This is a genomic window from Sphingobacteriales bacterium (genome assembly GCA_012517435.1).
Taxonomy (GTDB): Bacteria; Bacteroidota; Bacteroidia; order CAILMK01; family JAAYUY01; genus JAAYUY01.
In genome coordinates this window covers 1-4301 of the sequence record JAAYUY010000092.1, presented here as the reverse complement: position 1 = coordinate 4301, position 4301 = coordinate 1, and the positions used below count along the sequence as shown (strand labels likewise).

Sequence of the window (4301 nt, the reverse complement as noted above, 5' to 3'; positions counted from 1 at the left end):
TACATGATGAGGCCGGGAGATATTCAGCCACCAATCAATTATTCGGTTTTGTACAGTGTTACATTTTGATTAATTCGTGTTGATAATTTGAAAGAGTTCATCCAGACGTGGCGTCAGTATGATTTCAGTTCTTCTGTTTTTGGCTCTGCCTTCTTTGGTATTTTCTGTACTAAGCGGATAACTGTCGGCTCTTCCACAGGGAATGATTCGTTTGGGATCAATTTTGTTGTTTTCAAGCAGTATTTCAGTTACCGCCACAGCCCGTAAGACACTTAATTGCCAGTTGTTTTTAATGCATCCGGAGGTAGAAACATAAGGGATGTTATCAGTATGTCCCTCAATCATGATATTTATTTCAGGGTTTTCTTCAAGTAGTTTGGCAAGTTTTATTAAGGCAGCATGTCCTTTTTTATCAATTTTTGTACTGCCAGTTTGAAACAAGAGGTTTTCTTCAAGAGAAACATATACTTTTCCATTTTTGATATGAACCGATAAGCCAGAATTTTCGAATCCCAGTAAAGCATCTGATACCTTTGTTTTCAGGTTTTCCATATTTTGTTGATAGCTGTTCAGGATATTTTCAAGATTGGAAAGTTTTTCAGAAAGTAAGTTGAGTTGTTTTTCTTTTTCATTAAGGGCTTTGCTGGATTCGTACAGTCGTTGTTGTTGAATTTCGAGTTCAGCGGCAAGAAGCTCGAGACCTTTTTCCCTTTCATTAAGTTTTTTTTGCAACTCATTTATTTGCTGAGTCTTACTTTCAATTTCTTTTGAAATGTTATGAGATAAAAGCTGAACGGTATTTTGAAGTTCTGCATTTTCACGTAAAAGCATCCTGACCTGAGCAGATTTGTTAAGGGTATCCTGCTGTAAGGCTGTGATTTTTTGCGTCATTTCATCCACCTTCACTTCCAGTTCGGCAAGCTGAAGATTCAGAATTAATATCGAATCCTTCAGTATCATATTTTGACCTTTTAGGGAATAGTAACTGCTTTCCATCAATTTGTATTTTTTCAATGAAACACAGGATTCAAGAAGCATAAATGAGACTGCAAGGAATAGAAAGACGATTTTTTTCATAAGGAAAATTTTTACGAAAATACTTAGGTCAACAGTTTTGATTTGATAAATTATCCACAGTTCAGACCAAAAGTATTAAATTTGAAACTGAATTGAAATCATAAATAGTGATAAAACTTAATTACCCAAAACTATGTGTGGCAGATTTATGATAACGAAAAAAGTGGACGATATCACCGTCAGATACAGGGCTGAACTTGATTTTGAAAAATATAAGCCGGTTTACAATGCAGCGCCTACCATGCAGATGCCGGTTATAACCAATCAAAAACCTCAGAAAATTGAGTTTTTCAGATGGGGATTAATCCCTTTTTGGGCAAAAGATGTTTCAGTTGGGAATAAAATGATAAATGCAAGAGCAGAATCGCTCACAGAAAAAGTATCTTTTAAAAATCTGCTTGCAAGGAAAAGATGTTTAGTCATCGCAGATGGTTTTTATGAGTGGAAAAAAACTGGTAAGATGAAAATTCCTTACTGTATCAGATTGAAAAACAATGAATTATTTTCATTTGCCGGGCTATGGGACTCATGGAAAAATAATGATGGAGAAAGCATATATTCTTTTACAATCATAACCACTTTGCCAAATGAGAAGATGAAAGAAATACATGACAGAATGCCTGTTATATTAAATCCTGAAAGAGAAGAATTATGGATGTCGGATTCTGCAGATATTGATGAATTAAAAAGTATTCTCACACCAATTGATTCAGCATTAATCGAAACCTATCCTGTTTCAACTTTGGTAAACTCCCCTTCCAATAATTCACCTGAAGTTCTAACTCCATATCAATATGATTGAACTTTACGGAAAATATACCAGTGCGAAAATAATGACAGATGATTTGGAACCTGAATGTATTTCACAGATTGAGAGAATCATCAATCATCCGGTTTTTACCAATCAGGTTGTTATTATGCCGGATGCGCATGCCGGAAAAGGCTCTGTAATTGGATTTACCATGCCCTTAAGTGATTTTGTCATTCCGAATGTGATTGGCGTTGATATTGGCTGCGGGATGGTGTGTGCCAGCATAGGCAATGATTTAAAAGAGCATCCGGAAAAGGCAGACAAAAAAATTCAATCTGTTGTACCAATGGGCACTTCCATCCATAAAAAACAGGTTTTTCAGGACTTTAATTACAATGAAATAAATAAGAGACTGAGCCTGTTTCTGAAAGCAATCAGAAAACGCTTCAATATTGATGTTCAACCAATTGAGATAGACAAATACTGGATAAAAGACAAAATCAGGCAAACAGGAATAGAGCCGGAAAGGTTTTTTAACTCTGTCGGTACATTAGGCGGAGGGAATCATTTCATTGAAATAGGAAAGTCGGAGGATGAATATTTTCTCACCATTCATAGTGGTTCCAGAAATTTCGGTTTGAAAACAGCAGAATACTGGCAGAATGTAGCCATAAAAAATATGAGTTCAGGGGATGAAACATCCGACAGAAAGAGTAAAAAAAGTAAGAAAATACCATTTCGCGACAGGGAATTAGCCTGCCTTGAGGGCAAAGAAATGATGTCATACCTCATAGATATGCTTTTTGCCCAGTATTATGCCCATCTCAATAGGATGAAAATGCTGGAATTGATAACCGATAAATTACATTGGCAAATACAGGGAGAACTCATCGAATCGGTTCATAACTATATTGACCTGAGTGATTTCATCATACGAAAAGGCGCCATCAAAGCCATGGAGGGTCAAAAACTTATCATTCCGTTTAACATGCGGGATGGCATAATGATATGTGAAGGCAAGGGAAATCAGGAATGGAATTATTCAGCACCGCATGGAGCAGGAAGAATTATGTCGAGGTCGAAAGCAAAACAGCTTATTGATTTGGAAGAATATAGAAATTCGATGAAAGGAATTTACAGTTCATGTATCAATAAGGATACAATCGATGAAAGCCCGATGGTATATAAAAATCCTGCCCTGATTGAGCGGCTGATTGAACCAACTGCAAAGGTGCTTTTTAAGATAAAACCGGTTTTGAATATAAAAGCTGCAGAATGATTCATTGAGAATCAAACACTTTACGATAAATTTCCAGAGAACGCAGTCCTTTAAAACCCTCGATGTGTATCTGGTAATAGATGATCAGGTGGTTAATCAGATTTTTCCTGATTTCACCGGGAAGAATATATTTGTCTGAATTAATGATGTCGGAACGTAAAATGACAGACAGCCATTTGCTTTCTGAAGGAGACAAACAAAAAGCCGAATCGAGCTCATTTTCAACAAAATTTCCGGATTTCAGGTCGAAAATGCATTTTTGATCAGAGAAATTGTTTTGAGGGAAAAAGCCAAGGTACTGAGATAAATGAACCATAAAAAAAACAAGAAGATTGGGATTTTTATCAGGTTTCTCTGTATTGATCAAATTGATGAAATTTCTGAGAAAGTCAAAAAGAGGTTCATTTTTTTCTACTTCCTTTACACACCTGTTTATCAGTTCAGCAACAATAACCAGGAGCGGAGATTTGGTTGTATTCCAGTCGAGGCTGAGAGTAAATATAAGCGGTCGTAGTTCTTTAATTTTGAGTAAATTTTTATTGGGATAATAATAAAAGTCAAGTGCCACCAACGTCATTGGGAAAAAATAGGATGGCTTCAGTGCTGCGTTACGACCATAAACTCCTTTTACGTAAAATGACAATATTCCATGCGAATGCGTGAAAATTTTTGCAATGATTCCTGTTTCAGAAAAACGGATGGTGGAAATTATTATTCCTTCAGATTTGACAAGCATTATCTGATAATGAGGATTTTTGTGATGATGGTTTCACTACCGTCTTCATTACTGCTCACGACAAAATATACTCCTGAACGAACCGGATTTCCTGAAATATCTTTTAAGTCCCAGACAGCCTGTCCTCCTTCTGCGGTAATATCCGTTACCACATTTCCAGCGACATCGGTAATTTTAACATTCGCATTGGTTACAAGGCCACGAATGGCGACAGGCCCGGAATAATCAGGCCTGACCGGATTGGGAAAAGCGTAAACATCCTGATGGGTATTTCCACCTTCGATGGCTGAGTTGCGGAAAGAAACAATTCCGGCATCGGTTCCGAAGAAAACCTCACCTGTCAGGGAATTTATAGCAATATCACGAATATTGTTGGACGGCAGGGGGCTGTTGTCTTTATTGAAATGATAGATAATTTCTGAGCCGTCTTCAGTAACATACCAGACACCATTTTTACT

The 4301-nt window shown here is 36.9% G+C and carries 5 protein-coding genes; 2 read left to right on the top strand and 3 right to left on the bottom strand.

Annotated elements, in window-relative coordinates; translation table 11 throughout:
* Positions 1-69 precede the first annotated feature (69 nt).
* The gene (locus tag GX437_05675; protein NLJ07141.1) at positions 70-1077 is read right to left on the bottom strand and encodes an OmpA family protein; all 1008 of its coding nucleotides are present in this window, start codon (positions 1075-1077) and stop codon (positions 70-72) included.
* A gap of 133 nt (positions 1078-1210) precedes the next feature.
* On the opposite strand from GX437_05675, the gene GX437_05670 reads away from it, so the two are divergent.
* Together GX437_05670 and GX437_05665 are read left to right on the top strand one after the other, a co-directional pair.
* Positions 1211-1879 carry an SOS response-associated peptidase gene (locus GX437_05670; protein ID NLJ07140.1) on the top strand — a complete coding sequence of 223 codons (669 nt, stop codon included), beginning with the start codon at positions 1211-1213 and terminating at the stop codon, positions 1877-1879.
* Positions 1872-3107, top strand: a complete 1236-nt coding sequence (locus tag GX437_05665; GenBank protein ID NLJ07139.1) for an RtcB family protein — start codon at positions 1872-1874, stop codon at positions 3105-3107. The genes GX437_05670 and GX437_05665 overlap by 8 nt, the downstream gene beginning before the upstream one ends.
* 1 nt (position 3108) lies before the next feature.
* Here GX437_05665 and recO read toward each other — a convergent pair whose 3' ends face one another.
* Together recO and GX437_05655 are read right to left on the bottom strand one after the other, a co-directional pair.
* Entirely contained in the window at positions 3109-3843 is a 735-nt protein-coding gene (recO, locus tag GX437_05660) for a DNA repair protein RecO (GenBank protein ID NLJ07138.1), read from the bottom strand.
* Positions 3843-4301: T9SS type A sorting domain-containing protein (locus GX437_05655; protein ID NLJ07137.1), on the bottom strand; the 459-nt coding region annotated here is incomplete at its 5' end. The genes recO and GX437_05655, both read right to left, overlap by 1 nt.